This is a genomic window from Chimaeribacter coloradensis (genome assembly GCF_002858715.1).
Taxonomy (GTDB): Bacteria; Pseudomonadota; Gammaproteobacteria; order Enterobacterales; family Enterobacteriaceae; genus Chimaeribacter; species Chimaeribacter coloradensis.
The window spans coordinates 1-385 of the sequence record NZ_PJZH01000084.1; the positions used below are offsets into that span (position 1 = coordinate 1).

Genomic DNA, 385 nt, shown 5'->3' on the forward strand with positions numbered 1-385 from the left:
GGAAAGCCGTGCGGGTACGGATCGTGATGGTGCCGCCCTGTTCGCCCAATGCCTGCAGGGCATTGCGGGTAATATTCAACAGCACCTGTTCAATCTGGTCGGGATCGTGCGCCAGCTCCGGCAGGCTGGGGTCGTAATCCTTGATCAGGGCGACGTTATCCGGCTTCTCCAGCGACACCAGCTGGCAAACGCGCTCTGCAACCTTATGAATACTTTGGGTAATGTGTTGCCCCGGCCGTTGCGGTCCCAGCAATCTGTCCACCAGGTTCCGCAGGCGGTCGGCCTGTTCGATAATCACCCTGGTGTACTCGTTGAGAGAGGGGTCGGGCAGCGCTTTTGACAACAGCTGTGCTGCGCCGCGTAAACCGCCGAGGGGATTTTTAAT

1 protein-coding gene is annotated in these 385 nt (G+C 59.0%); it reads right to left on the reverse strand.

The window, feature by feature from the left end; genetic code table 11:
* On the reverse strand, positions 1-385 hold a 385-nt coding region (gene glnL, locus CYR32_RS21245), incomplete at both ends, for a nitrogen regulation protein NR(II) (RefSeq protein WP_277621956.1).